This window comes from Phaeobacter sp. CC-HEC084 (assembly GCF_059429255.1).
Map to the genome: position 1 here is coordinate 777,487 of NZ_JCAIJQ010000009.1, position 24,366 is coordinate 801,852.

The 24,366-nt window shown below is 58.3% G+C and carries 25 protein-coding genes and 1 pseudogene; 20 read left to right on the forward strand and 6 right to left on the reverse strand.

Going from position 1 to position 24,366, the window contains the following annotated elements:
- Positions 1-17 precede the first annotated feature (17 nt).
- Entirely contained in the window at positions 18-704 is a 687-nt protein-coding gene (locus tag AC5SSZ_RS20890; protein ID WP_274829391.1) for a GntR family transcriptional regulator, read from the reverse strand.
- Between the two features lie 141 nt (positions 705-845).
- Between AC5SSZ_RS20890 and AC5SSZ_RS20895 the strand changes: the two genes are divergently transcribed.
- The 5 genes from AC5SSZ_RS20895 to AC5SSZ_RS20915 all read left to right on the forward strand — a co-directional run bounded on the left by AC5SSZ_RS20895 (position 846) and on the right by AC5SSZ_RS20915 (position 6,185).
- Entirely contained in the window at positions 846-1,931 is a 1,086-nt protein-coding gene (locus tag AC5SSZ_RS20895) for a polyamine ABC transporter substrate-binding protein (RefSeq protein WP_274829390.1), read from the forward strand.
- Between the two features lie 111 nt (positions 1,932-2,042).
- Complete coding sequence (locus AC5SSZ_RS20900) at positions 2,043-3,170, forward strand: ABC transporter ATP-binding protein (protein WP_274829389.1); 1,128 nt, start codon at positions 2,043-2,045, stop codon at positions 3,168-3,170.
- A complete protein-coding gene (locus tag AC5SSZ_RS20905) occupies positions 3,170-4,051 on the forward strand; it encodes an ABC transporter permease subunit (RefSeq protein WP_495439885.1) in 882 nt (293 codons plus the stop codon). The genes AC5SSZ_RS20900 and AC5SSZ_RS20905 overlap by 1 nt, the downstream gene beginning before the upstream one ends.
- Positions 4,048-4,863 carry an ABC transporter permease gene (locus tag AC5SSZ_RS20910; RefSeq protein WP_274829388.1) on the forward strand — a complete coding sequence of 272 codons (816 nt, stop codon included), beginning with the start codon at positions 4,048-4,050 and terminating at the stop codon, positions 4,861-4,863. Before AC5SSZ_RS20905 ends, AC5SSZ_RS20910 begins: the two co-directional genes overlap by 4 nt.
- The gene (locus AC5SSZ_RS20915; protein WP_495439887.1) at positions 4,863-6,185 is read left to right on the forward strand and encodes an NAD(P)/FAD-dependent oxidoreductase; all 1,323 of its coding nucleotides are present in this window, start codon (positions 4,863-4,865) and stop codon (positions 6,183-6,185) included. Before AC5SSZ_RS20910 ends, AC5SSZ_RS20915 begins: the two co-directional genes overlap by 1 nt.
- Here AC5SSZ_RS20915 and AC5SSZ_RS20920 read toward each other — a convergent pair.
- The 3 genes from AC5SSZ_RS20920 to fliK all read right to left on the reverse strand — a co-directional run bounded on the left by AC5SSZ_RS20920 (position 6,158) and on the right by fliK (position 9,109).
- Entirely contained in the window at positions 6,158-6,973 is an 816-nt protein-coding gene (locus AC5SSZ_RS20920; protein ID WP_495440348.1) for a phosphotransferase family protein, read from the reverse strand. The two genes, AC5SSZ_RS20915 and AC5SSZ_RS20920, sit on opposite strands and share 28 nt — an antisense overlap.
- A gap of 132 nt (positions 6,974-7,105) precedes the next feature.
- Positions 7,106-7,786: a FlgD immunoglobulin-like domain containing protein gene (locus tag AC5SSZ_RS20925; protein ID WP_495439888.1), complete on the reverse strand. Its 681-nt coding sequence runs from the start codon at positions 7,784-7,786 to the stop codon at positions 7,106-7,108.
- 3 nt (positions 7,787-7,789) lie between these two features.
- Entirely contained in the window at positions 7,790-9,109 is a 1,320-nt protein-coding gene (gene fliK / locus AC5SSZ_RS20930) for a flagellar hook-length control protein FliK (RefSeq protein WP_495439890.1), read from the reverse strand.
- 522 nt (positions 9,110-9,631) lie between these two features.
- Between fliK and AC5SSZ_RS20935 the strand changes: the two genes are divergently transcribed.
- The 6 genes from AC5SSZ_RS20935 (at position 9,632) to AC5SSZ_RS20960 (ending at position 15,496) form a co-directional block, all read left to right on the forward strand.
- Positions 9,632-9,937 carry a rod-binding protein gene (locus AC5SSZ_RS20935; protein ID WP_274831681.1) on the forward strand — a complete coding sequence of 102 codons (306 nt, stop codon included), beginning with the start codon at positions 9,632-9,634 and terminating at the stop codon, positions 9,935-9,937.
- Entirely contained in the window at positions 9,934-10,293 is a 360-nt protein-coding gene (locus AC5SSZ_RS20940; protein WP_065272151.1) for a flagellar export chaperone FlgN, read from the forward strand. The genes AC5SSZ_RS20935 and AC5SSZ_RS20940 overlap by 4 nt, the downstream gene beginning before the upstream one ends.
- A gap of 214 nt (positions 10,294-10,507) precedes the next feature.
- Positions 10,508-11,341: a flagellin N-terminal helical domain-containing protein gene (locus AC5SSZ_RS20945; protein ID WP_495439892.1), complete on the forward strand. Its 834-nt coding sequence runs from the start codon at positions 10,508-10,510 to the stop codon at positions 11,339-11,341.
- Between the two features lie 741 nt (positions 11,342-12,082).
- The gene (locus tag AC5SSZ_RS20950) at positions 12,083-12,907 is read left to right on the forward strand and encodes a flagellin N-terminal helical domain-containing protein (protein WP_274831683.1); all 825 of its coding nucleotides are present in this window, start codon (positions 12,083-12,085) and stop codon (positions 12,905-12,907) included.
- Positions 12,908-13,404: 497 nt separating this feature from the next.
- Positions 13,405-14,229: a flagellin N-terminal helical domain-containing protein gene (locus AC5SSZ_RS20955; RefSeq protein ID WP_274831684.1), complete on the forward strand. Its 825-nt coding sequence runs from the start codon at positions 13,405-13,407 to the stop codon at positions 14,227-14,229.
- 442 nt (positions 14,230-14,671) lie between these two features.
- Positions 14,672-15,496 carry a flagellin N-terminal helical domain-containing protein gene (locus AC5SSZ_RS20960; RefSeq protein WP_065272147.1) on the forward strand — a complete coding sequence of 275 codons (825 nt, stop codon included), beginning with the start codon at positions 14,672-14,674 and terminating at the stop codon, positions 15,494-15,496.
- Between the two features lie 293 nt (positions 15,497-15,789).
- Here AC5SSZ_RS20960 and AC5SSZ_RS20965 read toward each other — a convergent pair.
- A pseudogene (locus AC5SSZ_RS20965) lies at positions 15,790-15,955 on the reverse strand (integrase core domain-containing protein); the annotation flags it as partial.
- Positions 15,956-16,461: 506 nt separating this feature from the next.
- Here AC5SSZ_RS20965 and AC5SSZ_RS20970 point away from each other — a divergent pair.
- From AC5SSZ_RS20970 to AC5SSZ_RS20995, 6 genes are all read left to right on the forward strand, one after another.
- Positions 16,462-17,286 carry a flagellin N-terminal helical domain-containing protein gene (locus AC5SSZ_RS20970; RefSeq protein ID WP_274829382.1) on the forward strand — a complete coding sequence of 275 codons (825 nt, stop codon included), beginning with the start codon at positions 16,462-16,464 and terminating at the stop codon, positions 17,284-17,286.
- Positions 17,287-18,026: 740 nt separating this feature from the next.
- Complete coding sequence (locus AC5SSZ_RS20975) at positions 18,027-18,851, forward strand: flagellin N-terminal helical domain-containing protein (RefSeq protein WP_065272144.1); 825 nt, start codon at positions 18,027-18,029, stop codon at positions 18,849-18,851.
- A gap of 352 nt (positions 18,852-19,203) precedes the next feature.
- Entirely contained in the window at positions 19,204-20,028 is an 825-nt protein-coding gene (locus AC5SSZ_RS20980; RefSeq protein WP_065272143.1) for a flagellin N-terminal helical domain-containing protein, read from the forward strand.
- An 82-nt stretch (positions 20,029-20,110) separates the two neighbouring features.
- Positions 20,111-20,482, forward strand: coding sequence for a flagellar biosynthesis regulator FlaF (gene flaF / locus AC5SSZ_RS20985; protein ID WP_274829380.1), 372 nt, complete (start codon positions 20,111-20,113; stop codon positions 20,480-20,482).
- 3 nt (positions 20,483-20,485) lie between these two features.
- Complete coding sequence (flbT, locus tag AC5SSZ_RS20990) at positions 20,486-20,890, forward strand: flagellar biosynthesis repressor FlbT (protein WP_065272142.1); 405 nt, start codon at positions 20,486-20,488, stop codon at positions 20,888-20,890.
- On the forward strand, positions 20,887-21,702 hold the full coding sequence (locus AC5SSZ_RS20995) for a DUF1217 domain-containing protein (protein ID WP_237028363.1): 816 nt from the start codon (positions 20,887-20,889) through the stop codon (positions 21,700-21,702). Before flbT ends, AC5SSZ_RS20995 begins: the two co-directional genes overlap by 4 nt.
- A 123-nt stretch (positions 21,703-21,825) precedes the next feature.
- Here the strand turns inward: AC5SSZ_RS20995 and AC5SSZ_RS21000 are convergent, their stop codons facing one another.
- Positions 21,826-23,157: a FliI/YscN family ATPase gene (locus AC5SSZ_RS21000; protein WP_274829379.1), complete on the reverse strand. Its 1,332-nt coding sequence runs from the start codon at positions 23,155-23,157 to the stop codon at positions 21,826-21,828.
- 87 nt (positions 23,158-23,244) lie between these two features.
- On the opposite strand from AC5SSZ_RS21000, the gene AC5SSZ_RS21005 reads away from it, so the two are divergent.
- From AC5SSZ_RS21005 to fliE, 3 genes are read left to right on the forward strand one after another with little or no spacing between them, the layout of a single operon-like run.
- Positions 23,245-23,634 carry a FlgB family protein gene (locus AC5SSZ_RS21005; protein WP_274831686.1) on the forward strand — a complete coding sequence of 130 codons (390 nt, stop codon included), beginning with the start codon at positions 23,245-23,247 and terminating at the stop codon, positions 23,632-23,634.
- Between the two features lie 15 nt (positions 23,635-23,649).
- Complete coding sequence (gene flgC, locus AC5SSZ_RS21010) at positions 23,650-24,042, forward strand: flagellar basal body rod protein FlgC (RefSeq protein WP_065272140.1); 393 nt, start codon at positions 23,650-23,652, stop codon at positions 24,040-24,042.
- Between the two features lie 26 nt (positions 24,043-24,068).
- Positions 24,069-24,365: a flagellar hook-basal body complex protein FliE gene (gene fliE / locus AC5SSZ_RS21015; protein WP_065272139.1), complete on the forward strand. Its 297-nt coding sequence runs from the start codon at positions 24,069-24,071 to the stop codon at positions 24,363-24,365.
- Position 24,366: the final 1 nt, after the last annotated feature.

The following is a 24,366-nucleotide window of genomic DNA, read 5'->3' on the forward strand; positions in this document are numbered from 1 at the left end:
TCACGGTGTCAATCGAATCAGTTGTCCGGATCCAACCCCATGCTGACCTGATCCATGCCCTGACAAACGTCCCGCTCCATCGCCAAAGCAGCCATTTCGGGATCCCTGCGACGCAAGGCCTCAAGGATGTCCTTGTGACGGTCCGGAAAACTCTGGGTGCCAAAGCGGCCACAGACCACCCGCAAGGACGGGCCAAAGCGCAGCCACAGGCGATCCGCAAGATCGGTCAGGATCGGAGCGGCGGCGCGACTGTATAATGCGGTGTGGAAACTGTAGTTCTGCGCCAGATATCCCGGCACATCGCCTGCGGAAATCGCCTGATCCAGCGCCGTGTCGATGCGCTCCAGCTCAGCGATATCGGCGTCCGAAACCTGTGTTGTTGCGAGCCTGACAAGCTCACACTCAATTGTTTTTCTTGCAAAAATAAGCTCTTTGACATCCGATGTCCGCAGCAGGGGAACGGAAACACGCCGGTTACCCTGAAACACCAGCGCCCCATCCGAGATAAGTCGACGGATCGCCTCGCGGACCGGTGTCATCCCAACCCCCAAAGCCGCGGTCAGCCCTTGGATCGTTACCGCCTGCCCCGGCGCCAGTTCACCGAACAGGATCTGCGCGCGCAGCTTTTGATACACGGCCTCATGGGCCGGCGTTTTCGCCGCGCCGTCTTCTGCATTCTGGGCCGAAGATGTGATCTCTGTCACCTTGGGGTATCCTCCTAGTTTTTGGGCAGCTTGCACCAAGAACCACCCGGTGAAAACATAAACAGTATTGCCCCACGAGGCAAAACTTGATCAAATCCACCCCAGCCGGGCAATGAAACCGGCAGGCACAGGGAGATACTCATGACACTCAAGACGATGACACTGACCGCCGTCGTTGCCCTTAGCAGCACGGCCGCCATCGCGGAAGAGGTGCGCGTTTATAACTGGTCCGACTACATCGACGAAGCCCTTCTGGAGAAGTTCGAGGCAGAGACCGGGATCGATCTGATCTACGATGTATTCGACAGCAACGAACTTCTGGAAACCAAAATGCTGGCCGGCGGGTCGGGCTATGACGTGGTGGTGCCCAGCGGCACCTTCCTGCAGCGCCAGATCATGGCAGGCTCTTTCCAGAAACTGGACATGTCCAAGCTGCCCAACCACAAGAACATGTGGGATGTGGTCGAAAACCGCACCGAGCAATACGACCCGGACAACGCCTATTCCATCAACTACATGTGGGGCACCACCGGCATCGGTGTGAACGTTGGCAAGGTCAAGGAACTGCTGGGCGAGGATGCCCCGATCAACTCGCTTGAGCTGGTCTTCAACCCCGACAACATGGAAAAACTGGCCGAGTGCGGCGTGCATTTCCTGGATGCCCCGGCAGAAATGATCCCCGCTGCACTGAAATACATCGGCGAAGATCCCGACAGCCATGACCCGGACGTGATCGCCAAGGCCGAAGGCGTCTTCATGGCGGTGCGCCCCTATATCCAGAAATTCCATTCCTCCGAATACATCAACGCGCTGGCGAATGGTGACATCTGCGTGGCAGTGGGCTGGTCCGGTGACGTGCTGCAGGCCCGCGACCGCGCCGCCGAAGCCGACAATGGCGTCGAAATCGCCTATCACGCGGCCGTCGAAGGCGCCCAGATGTGGTTCGACCAGATGGCCATTCCGGTCGACGCCCCGAACCCGGATGCGGCGCATGTGTTCCTGAACTTCATCATGGACCCGCAGAACATGGCGGCGGCATCAAACTACGTCTACTACGCCAACGGCAACAAGGCATCGCAGGAATTCCTGGTTGAGGACGTGATCGGCGATCCGGCGATCTACCCGGATGAAGCCACCCTGGCCAACCTGTTCACCACCACGCCCTATGCCCCCAAGGTGCAGCGCGTCGTGACCCGTCTGTGGACCAAGATCAAGTCGGGCACCTGATCCGATATCGCCTGATCCGGCAGGGCGCACCCTGTGCCCTGCCGGGCTATGCCAATACACCTTCCAAAGGGGCCAGTGCCGCTTTGGACCTGGACCGCGCAGGGGGCCGGATTGACACTTCCCGTTTTTGAACCCTGGAACGACCCCGAGGCCAAGCCTCTGATCGAGTTCCAAAATGTCACCAAACGCTTTGGTGAGTTCACCGCAATCGACGATCTGACAATCGGTATATACGAGCGGGAGTTCTTCGCGCTTCTTGGCCCCTCGGGCTGCGGCAAGACCACGCTGATGCGGATGCTCGCCGGGTTTGAAACCGCGACCGAAGGTAAGATCTATCTCGCCGGTCAGGATATCGCCCCGGTGCCGCCGAACAAGCGCGCGGTGAACATGATGTTCCAGTCCTACGCGCTGTTCCCGCATCTCAGCATCTGGGACAATATCGCCTTCGGGCTCAAACGCGAAGGCATGCCCAAGGACGACATCGCCGAGCGGGTGGAGAACATGCTGCGCCTGACCCGGCTGGAAAAATTCGCCCGCCGCAAACCGCACCAGATCTCGGGTGGACAGAGGCAGCGGGTGGCACTGGCGCGGTCGCTGGCCAAGGCCCCAAAACTGTTGCTGCTGGACGAACCCCTTGGTGCGCTCGACAAGAAGCTGCGCCAGGACACCCAGTTCGAGCTGATGGACATTCAGGAGAAGACTGGCACCACCTTTGTCATCGTCACCCACGACCAGGAAGAGGCGATGACCGTCGCCAGCCGCGTTGCGGTGATGGACAACGGCAAGATCATGCAGGTCGCCACCCCGGATCGCATCTACGAGACCCCCAATTCCGTTTACGTCGCCGATTTCATCGGTGATGTGAACATCATCGACGGCACCGTCACGCCCACCGGCGAAGACAGCTATGCCCTGAACTGGAAAGAAGGGCAGGAACCGCTGACGGTCAAAACCCCCAACACGTTCTCGGACGGGCAGACCGCACATCTGGCCATCCGCCCGGAAAAGGTCACCATCACCGCAGACCGTCCCGAAGGCGCCGATAACGCGGTGCAGGGCAAGATCCTCGACATTGCCTATCTCGGTAATATCTCGACCTATCACGTTGAACTGCCCTCTGGCGCGGTGATCAAGGCGCAGGCCGCCAATACCCGCCGCATCTCGCGCCGGGCCTTTACATGGGAAGACACTGTCTGGCTGTCCTGGACCGCCACGGCAGGCGTCCTGCTGGCGAACTGATGCGCCGCTTTGCCCTGATCATTGTCCCCTACCTGTGGCTCTTTGCGCTGTTTCTGGTGCCTTTTGCCATCGTCCTGAAAATCTCGCTTTCGGATGTGGCGCTGGCGCGCCCGCCCTATATGCCGCAATTCGACTGGGCGACGGGCATCTGGACCTTCCTGTCCGAGCTGGACTTTGAAAACTTTGTCTGGCTGACACAGGACGATCTATACTGGAAAGCCTATCTCAGCTCGCTGCAGATCGCCTTCTTCTCGACTGTGCTGACGCTGCTGGCGGGTTATCCGATCGCCTACGGCATGGCGCGGGCGCCGTCCGAATGGCGCGCGACGCTGATGATGCTGGTGATCCTGCCGTTCTGGACCAGCTTCCTGATCCGCGTCTACGCCTGGATGGGCATCCTGTCGAACGAAGGGTTCCTCAACCAGTTGCTGTTGTTGCTGGGGATCATCAACGAGCCGCTGACCATCCTCAACACCAATACCGCCGTCTATATCGGCGTGGTCTATACCTACCTGCCCTTCATGATCCTGCCGATCTATTCCGCGCTAGAGCGGATGGATGAATCGCTGATCGAAGCGGCCGAGGATCTGGGTTGTTCGCGTCTCTCCGCTTTTTGGTTGGTGACCATCCCGCTGTCGAAACCCGGCATTATCGCGGGCTGTTTCCTCGTCTTCATCCCGACCTTGGGCGAATTCGTGATCCCGTCTCTGCTCGGCGGATCCGACACGCTGATGATCGGCAAGGTTCTGTGGGAAGAGTTCTTCTCGAACCGGGACTGGCCGGTTGCCTCGGCCGTGGCGGTGGTGCTGCTGCTCCTCTTGATCGTTCCCATCGTGCTGTTCCAACGCAACCAGCAGAAACAGCAGGAGGCCGAACAATGAACAGGATGAGCTGGTTCAATACCGTTTCGCTGACGCTTGGCTTTGCCTTTCTTTATGTGCCGATGGTGATTCTGGTGATCTTCAGCTTCAATGAAAGCAAGCTGGTCACCGTCTGGGCGGGCTTTTCGACCAAATGGTACGGCGAGCTGATGCAGAACGAGGCCTTCCTCAACGCCGCCTGGGTCACCATCAAGGTCGCAGTCTTCTCCTCGACCATCGCGACGGTTCTTGGCACCATGGCCGCCTATGTGATGGTGCGGGGTGGCCGGTTCTTTGGCCGCACCCTGTTTTCCGGGATGATCTACGCACCCCTCGTGATGCCCGAGGTAATCACCGGTCTGTCGCTGCTCCTGCTGTTCATCGGCATTGGGCTGGACCGGGGGATTCTGACCATCGTTCTGGCGCATACCACCTTCTCCATGTGCTACGTCTCGGTGGTGGTCTCCTCGCGATTGGTGACATTCGACCGGTCGCTGGAAGAGGCCGCGCTGGATTTGGGCTGTTCCCCGGCCGAGGCATTCCGTCTGGTGACCCTGCCCATCATCGCACCTGCGGTGATCTCGGGCTGGCTGCTGGCCTTTACCCTGTCGCTCGATGATCTGGTCATTGCCTCTTTCACCTCGGGACCAGCGGCCACCACCCTGCCGATCAAGATCTTTTCGGCAGTGCGCCTTGGGGTTTCCCCAGAGATCAACGCGCTGTCGACCATCATGATTGCCATTGTCACCATCGGCGTGATTTCGGCCTCGTTGGTGACGAAACACCAGATGGTGCGACAGAAACGGGACGAACAGGCGGCGGCGCGGACCTGATGCGGCGGATCTTCTCTGACTACGCCTATGGCCCGGGCCCGCGGGACGGCTGCTGGTGGGATGAAACCATCGCTGCCCCCGACTGGCCCAGGTTGTCCGGTGAGGTGACAGCCGATGTCGCAATAATCGGCGGCGGTTTCACCGGCATGTCCGCCGCCCTGCATCTGGCAGAGGCCGGCGCAAAGGTCGCCCTACTTGAGGCCGAAACGCCCGGTTGGGGTGCCTCCGGGCGCAACGGCGGTTTTTGCTGTATCGGCGGTGCCAAGCTGTCGGGCGCTGCCATGCGACGCAAATTCGGCGCCGAGGCCACCGACGTCTATGATGCCGGAGAGGTCGCAGCCGTGGATCTGGTGCGCCAGCTGCTGGACCGTCACCAGATCGACGCCGATACCCACTCGGATGGCGAAACCCAGATGGCCCACAGCCCGCGCGCCATGAAGGCGCTGCGCCGACAGGCCGATGAGATTGCCGCTGCGGGCGGCTCACCGCAGTTGCTGGAACAGCGTGAACTGGCCGCGAACGGAATGAACGGCGGCTTTTTTGGTGCTCTGACAACCCCGGTGGGATTCGGCCTCAACCCGCGCAAATATCTGTTCGGGATCGCCCGCGCCGCACAATCTGCCGGGGCCCGCCTGTTTCAGAACAGCCCGGTCACCCGCCTCAGCCGCGCATCAGGCGGTGGGCATATCCTGACAACACCGGACGGCAATCTGCGCGCCGATCAGGTGATCGTGGCCACGAACGGCTATTCCTGGGACGGGCTTCCGGACTGGCTGTCAGGCCGCTATATCCCGGCGCAATCCACAGTGATGGTGACCCGCCCACTCAGCGATGAGGAGCTTCAGGCGCAGGGCTGGTTCAGCGATCAGATGGCCTTTGATACCCGCAACCTGCTGCATTATTTCCGGCTGATGCCGGACCGGCGGTTCCTGTTTGGCATGCGAGGTGGGCTTTTTGCCTCGCCGCGTTCCGAAGCAGCGATTCGCCGTGCACTGCGTCAGCATTTTGACACCATGTTCCCCGAATGGCGCGCAGTGGAAGGCACGCATTTCTGGTCTGGCATGGTCTCCATGGCGCGCAATCTGGTTCCCTTTGTCGGGCCGGTTCCCGGTGAAAAAGGGATGTTCGCGGGCCTGTGCTATCACGGCAATGGGGTTGCCATGGGCAGCTATTCCGGTCGGTTGCTGGCCGATCTGGTGCAGGGCAAACAGCCCGGCCTGCCCTATTCACCCGTTGTTCAGAGCATGGGGAAATTCCCCTTTGGCCGCGCCCGCCGGGTGGTAATGCCGCCCGCCTATGCGGTGCTGGGGATGATGGACTGAAGCGCAGCGATCTCCAGCTGCATTGCGGCCCGGTCCTGCGCCCCGCCTTGCTCCGCTTTCCACAGACAATAGGCTGCCATACGCCAATGGAACCAGGGCTTCAGGGCCTCTGTACGCTCGGCGACCAGCCGATCCGGATAGGCCGCAAGAAAGGCGGCCTCCTCGGCGCGGCTCAAGACTTTGCCGCGGTACAGGAATTGCATTGCGGGCGACAGAAAAAGTGCCAGATCCTCGGCCGGGTCGCCTCGCTGCGGGCATTGCCAGTCGATCAGGGTCAGTGTTCCGTCATGCGCCACCAGATTGCCCGGCACCGGATCACCATGGATGAGGCTGGTGCGGTAGGCGGGCGGCACCTGTCCTGCGGGGCGCAACGCGCGCAGATCCGCGCCACCTTGGGTTTGGGACAGGATGCTTTCGGTCTGCGCCGTCAGCATCGCGCTGCCATTCACGCCTGCGGGAACGCCTGCGAAAACCGGCTGATCATGCAACCGGCCAAGCAGCCGGGCCACTTCGGCAGCACCGCGCTGCCAGGGAGCGCCCTCAATATGGGAATAGGCCAACCAATGGCGCCCCTCGAAATGACCCGAAGTGACCAGATGCGGCACCATTCCGGTCCCAGACAAGGCCGAAAGCGCTGCAATTTCCCGCAAGGGATCATTGGCAAACAGCGGATTTTTTCGTCCCGGCTCGAACAATTTCACCACCAAATCGCCCATGCGCCAGACATGATTCGAACGCCCCCCGGTCAGGATCCGGGGGGCGCGCGCCTCAAATCCCGAGGCGTTCAGATACGCAAAAAATCTGCTGTGAAATTCAGGCGATTGGGCTGACAGGGTCCACTCCAGTCTTCATCCCCCGGCGAAATGCGAGGGTATCAGGGGACGATGCCCCCCGATGTTCCGGCGGTCCCTGCCCTATTGTCAGGTCTCGGCCGGAGCGTCGCGAAGCCCCGTCACAGTGGAGGCCAAGATCGCCGAGCCGCCTTCGGTGATCAAGACCACATCGCCGCCCTGCATCTGGGTTTCCGTCACCTTGGTATAAACCTCGGCCAGATCCGTTAGCAGCACCTCACCGTCCCGGCTGCTTTCGATGGTGAAGGCATAGCTGCCGGGTTCGAGCGTATTGCCCTCCTGATCGGTGCCATCCCAGGAATAGGGCTCCGCCGAAACAGGCAGGTTGATACGCGCGACTTCGGTACCTTCAGCATCGGTGACGACCATTGTGACCTGATCCGCAGCAGCCGCCGGATTGGGGGCCACCACCACCGGAGAGGAGCCGTCAAAATACCCCGGCGCCGCAACGCGGGCCTCCATGCCCACCCAGCCGGACATCGCCGCCATATTGGACAGGCCCAGCTGATTCTGCATGGCCAGCAGCAGATCATTGCCCTGAACCTGCTGTTCCACCATCGAGAACTGCGCCAGCTGCGATGCATATTCTGTCGAATCGAGCGGTTCCAGCGGATCCTGATAACGCGCCTGGGCGGTCAGCATTTTCAGGAAGGTTTCAAAGTCCGAAGCCAGTCCGGTAGGACGCGTGGCTTTCGCGGCGCTGGCCTGGGTCGTTGTCGCGGCACTGGCCGCGCTTACAGCATCTGTCATGGTTCAAACTCTCATATCAACGCCGGTGGTGCCCATCCGGAGGTTCTGTATCTGTGTTTCAGCGACCTCATCGGTCGCGCTCATATCGGTGGCCCCAGTCGAGCCGCCATGCCCGGTCCCGGCACCTGTGCCAGTGCCATCGCCCAGCCCCTGCTGAGCCTGCCCGCCCGCAGAATCACCGCTGCTGAATTCGAACGAGATGTCCTGGAACCCCATGCGACGGAATTCCTCGGCCAACTCATTGATATGGCGGCGCATCAGATCGCCGGTTTCCGGGCGTTCTGTCTGGATGATCATGGTGATGCCGTTTTCACTGGTCGCAACGCGCATCTTCACCTTGCCCAGCTCTTCGGGGTTCAGTGAGACATCCACGTTCCGGTCGCCTTTCGCCACGAATGCTTCGGCCATTTGCGAAGCGATCATACGCGGGGTTTCCGGTCGGTGCGTGATTCCGGGCTGGAACACCGCTTCGGTCAGAAGCTGCGGCAATCCCGGAAGATCTGCTGTCATGCTCAACCCGCTACCGGATGAATCCCCCAGCAACCCCGGCGCCTGCGACAGTTTCATGGTGTTTGCCTGCAACGCCTGCATCATTGCAATGGCGGAATTGGTGGTTGCGTTGACTGCAGTGGCCGCGTTTGTTTGGACACCCGCAGCAGCAGTGGATGCCTTGGCCACTTCGGCAGCTGCCTGCGCATCACCATTGCGGGTGCGATAGCGCGCCTTGCGGGAATCCCCGGCTTCTGCGTTTTCGACCTGCATCTGGAACACAGACTTCGGCAGGCTGTCGGCGGAAGATGTCTTGCTCGCGGCGGCAGCGGCAGCGGGCGTCGCCTTGTCTGCTGCAGCCATCCGGGCGTCAGCCGCCTTTTCTTCTGCTTTCAACGATGCTTTCGCCTCTGCCGGACTAGCCGGTGTCGCGGATTTGGTCGCGTCAGCCGCGGTTGCAGGGCTGGCCGGGGTTGCCGCCGCAGCGCCTGGCTTGTCCTGAGCCACTCTGGCGACGGCCTGATCTGCGGCTCCGGTCTGCGTTCTGGCGGGGCTTGCTCCCTCTTCCTGGGCCGCTTCGGTATTGACCGTCATGGCCGACTGTTCGCCAACCTTCACATCGCCACCGCCCGCGGTGGCTTTACCACCTGACTGTGCCGCCCGCGCCGGGGCCTGGTTTTCAATCGTCTCTCGTCCGGCAAAGGCTGCGCCTGCGGCAGCCGGACCTTGCGCTTTTTCCTCGCCTGCCGTCTGAGCTGTCGTGTTACCGGCTGCTTCGCCGTCTTCTGCCACCGCCGATCCGGCGACAGCTCCCTGACCTATCTTCTGCCCCACGCGCGCACCTTCAGGCAGATCTGCAGACCTGGCAGACCGTTTTTCCGCATCCAGAGCCGCATGTCCTGCCGAAATGGCCGCTTCGCTCGGCGTTTCAACATCCTCTCCCGCTGCGCTCCCGGTCGATTCTCCCGTCGCCTGATCGGCAACCGCGTCCTCTGAGCTGGCGGACGCGCTATCCGCCTCAACAGCAGCCTGAGAATCAGCCTGATCCGCTATGCCGCTATCGATTGTTTCTGATGTTTGGGACTGTGCCGCCTCCTGCTTGGAGGCTGCGTCATTTACATGATCTGCGAACGAACGATCCTGAGTCTTTTTCGGAGCATCCTGCGCTGGGGAGGTCTTGCTGCCTGTGGCTCCGCCAAGGGCCTGACCTATGAGTGATGTGGTATGCATGGGTTTCCAGACGTTCTATCTCGATACCCCCTTCTACCTCAAAGCGGTTACGGCAATTTTAACCGGTTATGTCGCAGTCTCAGAAAAATCGAAGCAATTCGTAGTTTCTGTCAGACCGAGGCCAAAATGCCGAATGCAACCATATCCCCCCTGTCACAGGCCCTGCCGCAGGCCAAGCCCCAGCCCGTGCAACAGCCCCCGCAAGATGACCCTCTGCGCAAGGCCGCGCTCGAGCTAGAAGCTTCATTTTTGGCGGAAATGTTGAAATCTGCGGGGCTTGGTGAATCACGCGAAGGACTTGGCGGCGGCGGTGCTGGAGAAGAACAGTTTTCCAGCTTTCTGGTCCGTGCCCAGGCAGAACAAATTGCAAAAGCCGGCGGCATCGGGCTCGCCGAATCACTCTATCACGCACTGAAGGAATCTCAGAAATGACTGACCAAAATCCCCAGACCCTCATCGATGAACTGGATACCATCCTCGACGAAGAGCGCGCTGCCCTTATGGACGGCGATCTGAAAAAGATGGAAGCCATCCTTGCGCGAAAAGAACAGGCGATCGAAGCGCTCAACAGTTTTTCCGATCTGGAACGCCAAACCCTTTCGAAGGTGCAAAGCAAGGTCACGCGTAATCAGGATCTTCTGGAAAGCGCCATGGAAGGCATCCGCTCGGTCGCAACACGTATGGCCGAATTGCGCCGGGTTCGCAAAGGTCTGGACGTATATGACAGCGCGGGCCGCAAGACCCGCTATGGCACCCGTTTGGACCAAAAACTCGAGAGGCGCGCGTAGGGAAATACAACCAAAGGTTGACATCACGGAAGCTTGATCTCGCAATTAGGGTTCCTTTAGCAAACTCCACAGCAAAGTCCGCTTGCGCTTCGGGAAACGAGGTGGCGCGGAAGCCAGATGGCTTAACGCATAGTCAGAAAGACGTCAGAGATGTCCTTCGGGACAGGAAATACTCGGGGACGAAACGTCTCATATTGCTAAAGGACTAAAAGCTATGACCAGCATTCTGACGAACAACGGCGCAATGGTCGCCCTGCAAACCCTAAACTCCATCAACATGAACCTGGAGAATACCCAGAACGCGATTTCCACCGGTAAAGACGTCGCAACGGCCAAGGACAACTCGGCCATCTGGGCGATCTCGAAAGTCATGGAATCGGATGTTGCCGGCTTCAACGCGGTAAGCGACTCGCTGGCTCTGGGGGAATCCACTGTTGCGGTTGCAACGGCCGGCGCCGAACAGATCACCGAGCTCCTGAAAGAGATGAAGGAAAAAGTGGTCAATGCGACCGGGGAGAACGTGGAAAATGGCAAACTTGCCGCCGAAGTTACCGAGCTGAAAAACCAGATCACCTCGATCATCAAAGGGTCGCAGTTCAACGGTGCAAACTTGCTGAACAAAAATGGTGGCAACCTGACTGTTCTGTCCTCGCTTGACCGCAATGGGACTGGCACATCCTCTACAGTATCCGCTTCGAACATCACCGTAGCCTCGGTCAACTTTGAGGATAACCTGTCCCTGGGGACCATCGATGTTTCAAATTCAACGCAGGCTGAACTTTCCATCTCAAAGATTGAGTCTCTGATCCAGCTTGCAATCAACGGCGCCGCCGCCCTGGGTGCTTCGGCAGCCCGCATTGAGAAGCAGGCCGACTTCGTCTCAAAGGTGTCTGACGCGATGAAGAGCGGCATCGGCGCGCTGGTGGATACTGATATGGAAGCCGCATCCGCGCGATTAAAGGCGTTGCAGACGCAGCAACAGCTAGGCGTACAGGCGCTATCGATTGCCAACTCGGCGCCACAGACCCTACAGCAGCTGTTCCGTTAAACGGCCTGATCCGGGGCGCGCCAGACGCGCCCCGGTTTCTTATCCTTAGCCCCTCATCGATGAACGAAATGTCGGCCTCGGCGAAGGACGTAATGCCATGGTGGATGGCACTCTGAAAAAGAGAAAAGCCATTCTCGCGCGAAAAGAACAGACGATCAAAAACCTCAACAGTGTTCCGACCTGAAACGCCAGCCCTTTTCGACGGCGTGAGGCAAGGTCACGCGCATTCAGAACCCATCGAAAAGTGCCATTGAGGAGGGGCATCCGCTCAGTCGCAGCACGAATGGCGAACCTGTGCCAGTTGCGTGGCGATTGCAATCAGTGGCCCCCACACACGAGCCTAGATGAGCTCCTCCGTACAGGTCTCACCAAAGGCCAGTTGAGCCCCTAACCTTGACAAGAGCGAAGAAAAACCGCGCGTCCTGCGGCGAGCAGGTCATTCGGACAGGTTCGGATCTATACGAAGACGCGGGCCGCAAGATCCGCTTGGCACCGGATTGGATCAAATATTCGAGAGGCATGCGCCAGCATGCACAACTTAGGCGGATTTCTAGAGATTCCAACTCTCGCCGTTAATGTTCCCTTAGAAACTATTGCAGAAAGGTACAATCGCGCCTCGGGAAACGGGGGGGGCGCGGAAGCCGCACGGCTTAACGCATAGTCAGAACGACGTCAGAGACGCCCTTCGGGGCATCAAACACGCGAGACGAAACGTCTCCTAATGCTAAAGGACAAAAAGCTATGACAAGCATTCTGACGAACAACGGCGCAATGGTCGCTCTGCAGACTCTGAACTCCATCAACATGAACCTGGAGAATACCCAGAACGCGATTTCCACCGGTAAGGACGTCGCAACGGCCAAGGACAACTCGGCCATCTGGGCGATCTCGAAGGTCATGGAATCGGATGTTGCCGGCTTCAACGCCGTGGGCGATTCGCTGGCTCTGGGGGAATCCACTGTTGCGGTTGCACTTGCTGGCGCCGAACAGATCACCGACCTTCTGAAAGAGATGAAGGAAAAAGTGGTCAATGCAACCGGGGAGAACGTGGACAGCGGGAAACTCAAAGCCGAAGTCGACGAGCTGAAAAACCAGATCAAAGCAATCTATAAAGGGTCGCAGTTCAACGGTGCGAACCTGCTGAACACCGCCGGCGGTAACCTGACCGTTCTGTCCTCGCTTGATCGCGATTCGACTGGCACGGTCACCGCGTCGAACATCACCGTAAGCTCGGTCAATTTTGAAGCCAGCCTGACGCTGGGCGACGTCGATGTCAGTTCTTCGACAGCCGCTGACGGTTCCATCGCGAAGATTGAGGCTTTGATCCAGACTGCGGTCGACGGCGCCGCCGCCCTGGGTGCTTCGGCAGCTCGCATCGAAAAGCAGTCCGAATTCGTCTCAAAGGTGACTGACGCGATGAAGAGCGGCATCGGTGCGCTGGTGGATACTGATATGGAAGCCGCATCCGCGCGATTAAAGGCGTTGCAGACACAGCAACAGCTAGGCGTACAGGCGCTATCGATTGCCAACTCGGCACCACAGACCCTGCAGCAGCTGTTCCGTTAAACGGCCTGATCTGGGGCGCGCCAGACGCGCCCCGGTCTTTATCCCCGGCCCCTCATCGAAGCGCTCAACAATGTCTCCGACCTGGAGCCCCCCCCTTTCGGGAGCGCTAAGCAAGGTCACGCGCGATCAGGACCCATCGAAAACGCCATGGGGGTATTCGCTCAGCCGCAGCACGGATGGCGAACCTGCGTCGGCTGCGCAAAGGTCTGGCGGTATAAGTCAGCGCAGACCGCAAGATCCGCTATAGCAACCGGGTGGATCAGAAACTGGAAAATCCTGCGAAAGGTCGCACAACTTTGCGACGATTTAACTACCGCCCACTCTCCCCATTAGAACTCCCTTAGCAATTTTCGTGGCAATGTCTAATTGCGTCCCAGGAACCGGGGTGGCGCGGGAGCCGGATGGCTTAACGCATAGTCAGAAAGACGTCAGAGATGCCCTTCGGGACATCAAACACGCGAGACGAAACGTCTCATATTGCTAAAGGAATAAAAGCTATGACCAGCATTCTGACGAACAACGGCGCAATGGTCGCTCTGCAGACCCTGAACTCCATCAACATGAACCTGGAGAACACCCAGAACGCGATTTCCACCGGTAAGGACGTTGCAACGGCCAAGGACAACTCGGCCATCTGGGCGATCTCGAAGGTTATGGAATCGGATGTTGCCGGCTTCAACGCCGTGGGCGACTCGCTGGCTCTGGGGGAATCCACTGTTGCGGTTGCAACGGCCGGCGCCGAACAGATCACCGAGCTTCTGAGAGAGATGAAGGAAAAAGTGGTCAATGCAACCGGGGAGAACGTGGACAGCGGCAAACTCGAAGCTGAAGTTACCGAACTGAAAAACCAGATCACCTCGATCATCAAAGGGTCGCAATTTAACGGTGCGAACCTGCTGAACACCGCTGGTGGCGACCTGACCGTTCTGTCCTCGCTGGACCGCGATTCCACGGGTACAGTCACCGCGTCGAACATCACCGTAAGCTCGGTTGATTTTGAAGCCAGCCTGTCCCTGGGGACCATCGATGTTTCAAATTCAACACAGGCTGAACTTTCCATCGCGAAGATTGAGGCTCTGATCCAGACTGCGGTTGACGGCGCCGCCGCCCTGGGTGCTTCGGCAGCCCGCATCGAAAAGCAGGCCGAATTCGTCTCAAAGGTATCTGACGCGATGAAGAGCGGCATCGGTGCGCTGGTGGATACTGATATGGAAGCCGCATCCGCGCGATTAAAGGCGTTGCAGACGCAGCAACAGCTAGGCGTACAGGCGCTATCGATTGCCAACTCGGCACCGCAGACCCTGCAGCAGCTGTTCCGTTAAACGGCCTGATCTGGGGCGCGCCAGACGCGCCCCGGTTTCCTATTCTCAACACTCATTGATGAGTTCAACACGCATTCCGGTCTGAAACACCCGGCCCTTTGGGAAGTGCTAAGGAAGGTCAGGCGCAATCAAAACCCATCGGAAAGCCCCATTGGGGCCGCCCGACTGAACCAAAAGCCTTGGATCAGAAGCTGGAGAACACTGCGCACCTTTATAACTTAAGAAAAACTCCAGGGAAATTTAGGGAAAAATTTACGAAGCCAAACTCCACGCATTAGGATTCCTTTAGCAATCATCACGGCAAAGTGTCTCTGCGCCTCGGGAAACGGGGGGGCGCGGAGGCCGGACGGCTGAACGCATAGTCAGAAAGACGTCAGAGATGCCCTTCGGGGCAGGGAAAACTCGGGACGAAACGTCTCAAAACGCTAAAGGAATAAAAGCTATGACCAGCATTCTGACGAACAACGGCGCCATGGTCGCTCTGCAGACCCTGAAATCCATCAACATGAACCTGGAGGACACCCAGAACGCGATTTCCACCGGTAAAGACGTCGCAACTGCCAAGGACAACTCGGCAATCTGGGCGATTTCGAAAGTCATGGAATCGGACGTTGCCGGTTTCAACGCCGTGGGCGACTCCCTGGCTCTGGGTGAATCCACTGTTGCGGTTGCAACTGCTGGCGCCGAACAGATCACCGACCTTCTGAAAGAGATGAAGGAAAAAGTGATCAATGCAACCGGCGAGAACGTGGACAGCGGGAAACTCTCCGCTGAAGTCACCGAGCTGAAAAACCAGATCACTTCGATCATCGGATCGTCGCAGTTCAACGGTGCGAACCTGCTGAACACCGCTGGTGGTGACCTGACCGTTCTGTCCTCCCTTGACCGGGATTCGACTGGCACAGTCACCGCTTCGAACATTACCGTAACCTCGGTTGATTTTGAAGCCACCCTGACTCTGAGCAGCGTCGACGTCAGCACTTCGACAGCCGCTGAAGCTTCCATCGACGACATTGAAGCTCTGATCCAGACTGCGGTCGACGGCGCCGCCGCCCTGGGTGCTTCGGCAGCCCGCATCGAGAAGCAGTCCGCATTCGTCTCAAAGGTGACTGACGCGATGAAGAGCGGCATCGGTGCGCTGGTGGATGCAGATATGGAAGAAGCGTCCGCGCGATTGAAGGCCCTGCAGACGCAGCAACAGCTGGGTGTACAGGCTCTGTCGATTGCCAACTCGGCACCGCAGACCCTGCAGCAGCTGTTCCGTTAAACGGCCTGATCCGGGGCGCGCCAAGCGCCCCGGTTTCTTTTCTTTAGCCCGTCATCGATGAACGAAGTGTCGGCCTCGGCGAAGGACGCACTGAAAAAGAAAAAGTCATTTTCGCAATGAAACTGCTGATCGAAGAGTTCATCAGTTTTTCCGATCTAGAACGCCAGTCCCTTTCACAGGTGCAGGGCAAGATCACCCGCATTCAGACCCCCATCGAAAAATACCATTGAGGGTATCCTAGGGTGCCCGCATTGAGTGTTCCGATTTGCGTGGCACTGTATCATCTGAATCTGATCCACCATGACAATACATTCGGGCGCTGGCGGCCGATAGCGCTCTGCGCCCCGACCAGGTTGTATTGAGTGCGCCATTGCTCAATCCGCATTGGGCTTCCCGCAGACTGTAGAAGATTTCTCCATTTAGCAACTCGCCGCGGCAACGGACATTGAAGGTCTCGCAGCATTCGTCCCCGACCTTCGCTGCCCCCTGTCCCTGCAGCACTTCAACCTGTCCAAATTTCGATGCAGGCTCTTCAGGTATTTTCGTTTCCAGCCATCGCCGATACCTCAAATTTAGGAAAAATCCACATCAGTTTAGCCCCCTTTTCCGGGGGCCACTCCAATCCGCTCAGACGGATCACGGATAGCGGGCCGGTGTCGGCTACGCAAAGGTCCGGTGCTATACGACAGCACAGGCCGCAAGACCCGCTTTGGCGCCCGGGTTGGATCAAAAGCTGGAGAGGCGCGCCCAAGAAGACACAACCCTTAAGGGATTTCACGGAGGCGTGATCTCCCGGTTAGCACTCCCTTAGCAAACGTCACGGCAATGTCCAACCGCGCCTCGGGAAACGGGGAGGGCGCGGAAGCCAGATGGCTTAACGCATAGTCAGAACGACGTCAGAGACGCCCTTCGGGGCATCAAACACGCGAGACGAAACGTCTCATATTGCTAAAGGACTAAAAGCTATGACCAGCATTCTGACGAACAACGGAGCAATGGTCGCTCTGCAGACCCTGAACTCCATCAACATGAACCTGGAGAATACCCAGAACGCGATTTCCACCGGTAAAGACGTCGCAACGGCCAAGGACAACTCGGCCATCTGGGCGATCTCGAAAGTCATGGAATCGGACGTTGCAGGTTTCAACGCCGTGGGCGACTCGCTGGCCCTGGGGGAATCCACTGTTGCGGTTGCAACGGCCGGCGCCGAGCAGATCACCGACCTTCTGAGAGAGATGAAGGAAAAAGTGATCAATGCAACCGGGGAGAACGTGGAAAATGGCAAACTCGACGCCGAAGTTACCGAGCTGAAAAACCAGATCACCTCGATCATCAAAGGGTCGCAGTTCAACGGTGCAAACCTGCTGAACACCGCCGGCGGTAACCTGACCGTTCTGTCCTCGCTTGATCGCGATTCGACTGGCACAGTCACCGCGTCGAACATCACCGTAAGCTCGGTCAATTTTGAAGCCAGCCTGGACCTGACCACCATCAAAGTCGGTACTTCTGCAGAGGCTGACGCTTCCATCGACGACATTGAGAAACTGATCCAGACTGCGGTTGACGGCGCCGCCGCCCTGGGTGCTTCGGCCGCCCGCATCGAAAAGCAGGCCGAATTCGTCTCAAAGGTGTCTGACGCGATGAAGAGCGGCATCGGCGCGCTCGTGGACACTGATATGGAAGCGGCATCCGCGCGATTAAAGGCGTTGCAGACGCAGCAACAGCTAGGCGTACAGGCGCTATCGATTGCCAACTCGGCGCCACAGACCCTACAGCAGCTGTTCCGTTAAACGGCCTGATCCGGGGCGCGCCAGACGCGCCCCGGTTTCTTATCCTTAGCCCCTCATCGATGAACGAAATGTCGGCCTCGGCGAAGGACGTAATGCCATGGTGGATGGCACTCTGAAAAAGAGAAAAGCCATTCTCGCGCGAAAAGAACAGACGATCAAAAACCTCAACAGTGTTCCGACCTGAAACGCCAGCCCTTTTCGACGGCGTGAGGCAAGGTCACGCGCATTCAGAACCCATCGAAAAGTGCCATTGAGGAGGGGCATCCGCTCAGTCGCAGCACGAATGGCGAACCTGTGCCAGTTGCGTGGCGATTGCAATCAGTGGCCCCCACACACGAGCCTAGATGAGCTCCTCCGTACAGGTCTCACCAAAGGCCAGTTGAGCCTCCAACCTTGACCAGAGCGACGAAAAACCGCGCGTCCTGCGGCGAGCAAGTCATTCGGACAGGTCCGGATCTATACGAAGGCGCGGGCCGCAAGATCCGCTTGGCACCAGATTGGATCAAATATTCGAGAGACATGCGCAAGCCTATACAACTTAGGCGGAATTCTAGAGCTCCCAACTCTCTCCGTTAATGTTCTCTTAGAAACTATTGCAGAAAGGTATAATCGCGCCTCGGGAAACGGGGGGGCGCGGAAGCCGCACGGCTTAACGCATAGTCAGAACGACGTCAGAGACGCCCTTCGGGGCATCAAACACGCGAGACGAAACGTCTCCTAATGCTAAAGGACAAAAAGCTATGACAAGCATTCTGACGAACAACGGCGCAATGGTCGCTCTGCAGACCCTGAACTCCATCAACATGAACCTGGAGAATACCCAGAACGCGATTTCCACCGGTAAGGACGTCGCAACGGCCAAGGACAACTCGGCCATCTGGGCGATCTCGAAGGTCATGGAGTCGGATGTTGCCGGCTTCAACGCGGTAAGCGACTCGCTGGCTCTGGGGGAATCCACTGTTGCGGTTGCAACGGCCGGTGCCGAACAGATCACCGAGCTTCTGAAAGAGATGAAGGAAAAAGTGGTCACTGCAACCGGGGAGAACGTGGAAAACGGGAAACTCAATGCCGAAGTCACCGAGTTGAAAAACCAGATCACCTCGATCATCAAATCGTCGCAGTTCAACGGTGCGAACCTGCTGAACAAGGACGGTGGTGACTTGACCGTTCTGTCCTCCCTTGACCGCGATTCCACCGGCACGGTCACCGCGTCGAACATCACCGTAAAATCGGTCAACTTTACGGACAGTCTGGTTCTGACCGACGTCAAAGTCGGCACTTCGGCAGAGGCTGACGCTTCCATCTCGGTGATCGAGAATCTGATCCAGACTGCGGTTGACGGCGCCGCCGCCCTGGGTGCCTCGGCAGCCCGTATCGAGAAGCAGGCCGAATTCGTCTCAAAGGTGACTGATGCGATGAAGAGCGGCATCGGCGCGCTGGTGGATACTGATATGGAAGCCGCATCCGCGCGATTAAAGGCGTTGCAGACCCAGCAACAGCTAGGCGTACAGGCGCTATCGATTGCCAACTCGGCGCCACAGACCCTACAGCAGCTGTTCCGTTAAACGGCCTGATCCGGGGCGCGCCAGACGTGCCCCGGTCCTTTTCGCTCCCCCCTGATGGATGAGCTAAACAGTTATTGCCGACCAGAACCGCCAGCTCCTTCGGGACGCAAAGGAAAGCCGCGCACAACTTAGAGATGTTGCCGCTGGCAATTACAGAAAATTCTACAGAATCGGCCTCTCCGAATTAGCACTCCCTTAGCAAATATCGCGGCAATGTCCACTTGCACCTTGGAAAACGGGGTGGCGCGCAAGCCGAACGGCAGAACGCACAGTCAGAAAGACGTCAGAGATGCCCTTCGGGGCAGGGAAAACTCGGGACGAAACGTCTCAAAACGCTAAAGGAATGAAAGCTATGACCAGCATTCTGACGAACAACGGCGCAATGGTCGCTCTGCAGACCCTGAACTCCATCAACATGAACCTGGAGAATACCCAGAACGCGATTTCCACCGGTAAGGACGTCGCAACGGCCAAGGACAACTCGGCCATCTGGGCGATCTCGAAAGTCATGGAATCGGACGTTGCAGGTTTCAACGCCGTGGGCGACTCCCTGGCTCTGGGGGAATCCACTGTTGCTGTTGCGACAGCCGGTGCTGAACAGATCACCGAGCTCCTGAAAGAGATGAAGGAAAAAGTGGTCAATGCGACCGGGGAGAACGTGGAAAACGGGAAACTCGAAGCCGAAGTTACCGAGCTGAAAAACCAGATCACCTCGATCATCGCATCGTCGCAGTTCAACGGTGCGAACCTGCTGAACACTGCTGGTGGCGACCTGACCGTTCTGTCCTCGCTGGACCGCGATTCCACCGGTACGGTGACCGCGTCGAACATCACCGTAAGCTCGGTTAATTTTGAAGCCAGCCTAGACCTGACAACCGTAATGGTCGACACTCCCGCAAACGCTGAAGCTTCCATCGACGATATTGAAGCTCTGATCCAGACTGCGGTCGACGGCGCCGCCGCTCTAGGTGCTTCGGCAGCCCGCATCGAGAAGCAATCCGAATTCGTCTCAAAGGTGACTGATGCGATGAAGAGCGGCATCGGTGCGCTGGTGGACGCTGATATGGAAGAAGCATCCGCCCGATTGAAAGCATTGCAAACCCAGCAACAGCTGGGTGTACAGGCTCTGTCGATTGCCAACTCGGCACCACAGACCCTGCAGCAGCTGTTCCGTTAAACGGCCTGATCTGGGGCGCGCCAGACGCGCCCCGGTCCTTTATTCTCAGAGAACCTGAAGAAATAGTACGTTAGGATAACACGTGAATGCCCTTCTGAATGCGAAGCGCGCCTATTCGGCGGCGAAAGCCCCGACCCGCACACCAAAAGACCTGGAGTTCGAGGCAATCGCCCGGATCACGCACCGTATGATCAGTGCTTCCAAACAAGGGTCAAAAGGCTTCACTTCACTTGCCGAAGCTCTCCATGACAACCGAAAACTTTGGCAGATTTTCCGCTCGGATGTCGCCGACTCGGACAATGGGCTTCCAGAAGAACTTAAAGAACAAATCGTATATCTCGCAGCGTTCACAAGCCAACACACCAGCCAAGTACTCTCCCGTAAATCGGGAATTGGCCCCTTGGTAGAAATCAACACAGCCATCATGCGTGGCCTTCGCAGTGGAGCAACCTAAAATATGAGTGGACTTGTTCTGAAACTCGCCCCGAAAGAGCGCGTTCTTGTTAACGGCGCTGTTATTGAAAACGGGGATCGTCGTAGCCGCCTTTCGATTGTAACTCCAGACGCAAACATCCTGCGTCTCCGGGACGCTATCCGTCCCGAAGAGGCAAATACCCCCGTCCGCCGCGTCTGCTATGCAGCGCAGTTGGTCCTGACAGGTGACAGCAATCCCGAAGAAGACCGCCTGCCGATGCTGCGCCGCATCGAAGAGCTCAGCCAGGTTTTCACCGATTCCGACAGCCGTGCGGCACTGGCCGAGGCCACGGAATCTCTGCTGAATGACAACCATTATCGCTGCCTGAAAGCGCTGCGGGCCTTGCTGCCGCGCGAAGAACGCCTGATGGCCATTCGCCCGTCATGATCCTCTACCAGCCAATCATACCCGCCGACGGGATTGTTGGATGGAGAATTCTGCAGGCGACCTACGACAAGCAGTTCGAAACGTTCTCCAACGACACCCTGCTCAAACGCGAGAGCGACTATTTCCGCGAGAATATCGGAAATATCAAAACAGCTGGCGATTTGGTGAAAGACACCCGCTTGCTGGGCATCGCTCTGGGGGCTTTCGGCCTTGACGATCAGCTCCCTATGAAGGCCCTCGTCCAGAAGGTTCTGGAGGAGGGGTCTTCGGCGGATGATGCATTGGCGAACAGATTGGGAGACGACCGCTGGGTTGCCTTCACCGAAGCATTCGGGTTCGGTCCCGGTGACACAGTCAAAACCGGGTCCGTGGAGGACATGGAGAACATCATCTTCTCCAACAAGACCCAGTCTTTCGAAGCCGCGGTCGGCGTACAGAACGAATCCATGCGGATTGCGCTGTTTGCCGAGCGCGAACTGGTCAATATCGCAACCGACCTAAACGAGGACGGCGAGCCAACCTCCATTGATACCAAATGGTACAATATCATCGGTCAGCCCGCCCTTCAGAAAATGTTCCAGACAACGTTCCACCTGCCGCCGAGCTTTATTCAGCTGGACGTGGACCGTCAGCTCGAAATCTACAAGGATCGCGCGCAGAACTTTCTCGGGACCGACGATCTGAGTGTCTATGCCGATCCTGAAAAGATGGAAGAACTGACAACACGCTACCTGGCTCAGGCGCAGCTTGCCGATTACCAATCCTCGCAATCAAGTGCCTCGACCGCGTTGCGGCTGCTCCTTGGCTCCTAGGCGACAAGACACGTCCAAACCATGCAAAAGGCGCCTGTCGGTATTGTTCGACAGGCGCCTTTGTTTTTTGCCATCCTATTGAGACCATCCAGGCACGGCGTGTCGGCCGCGCCTGGTTCCGTTTCAGCGCGCGCCTGCTGCGGCGCGGCGCAAGAGCAGTTTCAGGCGGTCGAAACTGCTCTTCACACCGTTGGGGTCGTCGCGGCCAAAGAAGCCGTCCAGCTCTGGCCAGAGTTTCACTGCCGTATCGAGAACCGGATCCGTCCCTTCTGAATAAAGGCCAGCGCGGATCATGACTTCGGATTGTTCATAAGAGCCGAGGTATTTCCGCACGTCGAGGATCAGGTCGTTCTCTTCCTTGGTCGCCGCGGCTGGCAGGCTTCGTGACACCGACCGCGACACATCGATCGCCGGGAACCGGCCCCGTTCCGCGATTTCGCGGTTGAGCACGATATGTCCGTCCAGAACCCCGCGTAGGATGTCGGCAATCGGTTCATCCATATCGGAGCCGGCAACCAGAACACTGAAGACCGCGGTAATATCACCCTGATCCCCGGTGCCCGGCCCTGCACGTTCGCACATCCCCGTGATCAGCGGAGTGACCGAGGGTGGGAAGCCGCGCAGGGCCGGCGCTTCGCCCGAAGCCGCGGAGATTTCGCGGTGGGCTTCGGCAAAACGCGTAACCGAGTCGGCCAGCAGCAGGACGTTCTTGCCTTGGTCGCGGAAATGTTCCGCAATCGTCATCGCCGCCCAGGCACAGCGCCGTCGCACCAGCGGCGATTGATCGGATGTCGCGGCAACAACAACCGCGCGGCGCATGCCTTCCGGCCCCAGAACCTGCTCAACAAAGTGATTTACTTCGCGCCCACGCTCCCCGATCAGCGCCATGACGACCACATCGGCCTCCATATGCTGTGCCAATTTTGCCAAAAGCGTCGATTTACCAACACCAGACCCCGCAAAAAGGCCAATCCGCTGACCACGCACAATCGGGAGAATCGTATTGAACACCGACAAACCCGTATCCAGACGCTCTCCCATATGGCGGCGTCCGGCGGCTTTTGGCGGCGGCGTCATCAGGTCACGTGCTTGTGACCCGCGCAGCAATGGCCGCCCATCAAGGGGCTCTCCGAAAGGATCGATAACGCGCCCGATCCAGTTGTCACTTGGTGCAAACTGCGGCGCAGGATAGAGAAGAACCGCATCCCCGATCGCGACACGATCCGGAGTTTTGTCTGACAACATACTGATTTTGCTTGCTTCAATCTTCAGAACCTCGCCATGAAGTTCGTCATTTGGACCGCGACGCAACACCAGGCGATCCCCGATGCGGGCGATATTCTGCAGGCCTGAAATCTCGATCTCACCGCCAACAATACCAATCACACGCCCGACCGGCGTCGACAGCCGTTTGCTGGCGATTTCTTCAGTCATGGCTTTCAGCTCAGCAATCATTGTCCTGGCCTCCAATTGTTTCCTGCAACAATTTCTAAAGGAATCGGGGTTAAGCCTTGATTGAAATTGATCGAGGGAGAAGCCCCGGTGTTTACGGAACTGAATGTTTTTAAAATCGCATATGCCATGGCGACCCACGCTGGTAAGCGCCAGGCTCTGGTGTCGCAGAACGTCGCGAATGCGGACACCCCTGGCTATCATGCCAAGGACATCAAACCCTTCAAGGAAGTCTACGCTGCAAAGGCACGGCCCGGCGACATGATCGCCAGCCGCGGCTCTCATCTGAATGGCGCCTCCGGCGTCGGCATGGATTGGGCCGTGACAGAATCGGTAGATGGCAGCGACCCCAACGACAACTCCGTCTCGATCGAGACAGAGATTCTGAAAGGGGTCGAAACGAAGCGCCAGCACGATCGGGCACTGGCGATCTACAAGTCGTCGATGAACGTCCTGCGCACCAGCATCCGCACCACCTAGACCGAGGGCTGATCCATGAGCGAATTTGCCAAATCCCTGAGCGTAACCGCCAGCGGCCTTCAGGCCCAAGCCAAACGTCTGCGCCACGTATCTGAGAACATCTCCAACGCCGACACCCCCGGTTACCGCCGCAAGACCGTGCCGTTCCAGGCCGTGCGCGACATCAACACCGATGTCGAAAGTGTCAAGGTCGGCCGCGTGTCGCTGGACCGCAGCGAATTGGAACAGGTCTATGACCCCTCGCACCCGCTTGCCGATGAAAGCGGCCACTACAAGGGCTCCAACGTAGATCTGATGATCGAAATCGCAGACGCCCGTGAAGCCCAGCGCAGCTACGAAGCTAACCTCAAAATGTTCGACCAGACGCGGCAGATGTCCTCGTCCTTGATGGACCTGTTGAGAAAATAAACTCCCCCTGAACCAGGAGATCCAGAATGGATATTCGCACTCTTTCCGCCGCAACCGGCTATGCCGCCGCCCGCCCTGCAACGCAGGCAGATCCGGAATTCACCGGCGCCACGCCGGGTGAACGGGCCAAGGCGAGCTTTGAAAACTTCACCAACACGCTGCAGCAGGGTGAACAGATGTCCGTGCAGGCCATGACTGGCAACGGCGACCCCCACGCGCTGGTGCAGGCGCTGGCACAAACGGAACTGGCGGTAGAAACCGCAGTGACCGTCCGCAACAAGGTGGTCGAAGCCTACCAGGAAATCCTGCGGATGCCGGTCTAAG

Bases quoted from the DNA above. Each gene is read 5' to 3' on its own strand.
- flbT (WP_065272142.1), top strand. From the start codon at position 20,486: ATGAGTGGACTTGTTCTGAAACTCGCCCCGAAAGAGCGCGTTCTTGTT.
- flgC (WP_065272140.1), top strand. From the start codon at position 23,650: ATGAGCGAATTTGCCAAATCCCTGAGCGTAACCGCCAGCGGCCTTCAG.
- AC5SSZ_RS20960 (WP_065272147.1), top strand. From the start codon at position 14,672: ATGACCAGCATTCTGACGAACAACGGCGCCATGGTCGCTCTGCAGACC.
- AC5SSZ_RS20940 (WP_065272151.1), top strand. From the start codon at position 9,934: ATGACTGACCAAAATCCCCAGACCCTCATCGATGAACTGGATACCATC.
- AC5SSZ_RS20935 (WP_274831681.1), top strand. From the start codon at position 9,632: ATGCCGAATGCAACCATATCCCCCCTGTCACAGGCCCTGCCGCAGGCC.
- AC5SSZ_RS21000 (WP_274829379.1), bottom strand. From the start codon at position 23,157: ATGATTGCTGAGCTGAAAGCCATGACTGAAGAAATCGCCAGCAAACGG.
- AC5SSZ_RS20925 (WP_495439888.1), bottom strand. From the start codon at position 7,786: ATGACAGATGCTGTAAGCGCGGCCAGTGCCGCGACAACGACCCAGGCC.
- AC5SSZ_RS20995 (WP_237028363.1), top strand. From the start codon at position 20,887: ATGATCCTCTACCAGCCAATCATACCCGCCGACGGGATTGTTGGATGG.
- AC5SSZ_RS20975 (WP_065272144.1), top strand. From the start codon at position 18,027: ATGACAAGCATTCTGACGAACAACGGCGCAATGGTCGCTCTGCAGACC.
- AC5SSZ_RS20980 (WP_065272143.1), top strand. From the start codon at position 19,204: ATGACCAGCATTCTGACGAACAACGGCGCAATGGTCGCTCTGCAGACC.
- AC5SSZ_RS20915 (WP_495439887.1), top strand. From the start codon at position 4,863: ATGCGGCGGATCTTCTCTGACTACGCCTATGGCCCGGGCCCGCGGGAC.
- AC5SSZ_RS20950 (WP_274831683.1), top strand. From the start codon at position 12,083: ATGACAAGCATTCTGACGAACAACGGCGCAATGGTCGCTCTGCAGACT.
- AC5SSZ_RS20910 (WP_274829388.1), top strand. From the start codon at position 4,048: ATGAACAGGATGAGCTGGTTCAATACCGTTTCGCTGACGCTTGGCTTT.
- AC5SSZ_RS20970 (WP_274829382.1), top strand. From the start codon at position 16,462: ATGACCAGCATTCTGACGAACAACGGAGCAATGGTCGCTCTGCAGACC.
- AC5SSZ_RS20945 (WP_495439892.1), top strand. From the start codon at position 10,508: ATGACCAGCATTCTGACGAACAACGGCGCAATGGTCGCCCTGCAAACC.
- AC5SSZ_RS20895 (WP_274829390.1), top strand. From the start codon at position 846: ATGACACTCAAGACGATGACACTGACCGCCGTCGTTGCCCTTAGCAGC.
- fliE (WP_065272139.1), top strand. From the start codon at position 24,069: ATGGATATTCGCACTCTTTCCGCCGCAACCGGCTATGCCGCCGCCCGC.
- AC5SSZ_RS20955 (WP_274831684.1), top strand. From the start codon at position 13,405: ATGACCAGCATTCTGACGAACAACGGCGCAATGGTCGCTCTGCAGACC.
- AC5SSZ_RS20905 (WP_495439885.1), top strand. From the start codon at position 3,170: ATGCGCCGCTTTGCCCTGATCATTGTCCCCTACCTGTGGCTCTTTGCG.